The sequence below is a fragment of the Streptomyces sp. NPDC096046 genome (assembly GCF_040303285.1).
Classification (GTDB): domain Bacteria; phylum Actinomycetota; class Actinomycetes; order Streptomycetales; family Streptomycetaceae; genus Streptomyces.
This window is the reverse complement of the sequence record NZ_JBEOSZ010000022.1, coordinates 38,418-38,631: the sequence shown is the minus strand read 5'-3', so window position 1 is coordinate 38,631 and position 214 is coordinate 38,418.

The window sequence follows — 214 nt, the reverse complement described above, 5'->3', positions numbered from 1 at the left end:
CCCGAATCCGGGCGACGCCTTCGTCGGCGCCTCCTGCCGCGACGCTCTTGAGAGCATCCGGGGTTCAGAACCCGTGCGGCAGCCACGGCACCGTGCCTGTCCCGAATCCGGGCGACGCCTTCGTCGGCGCCTCCTGCCGCGACGCTCTTGAGAGCATCCGGGGTTCAGAACCCGTGCGGCAGCCACGGCACCGTGCCCGTCCCGAATCCGGGCG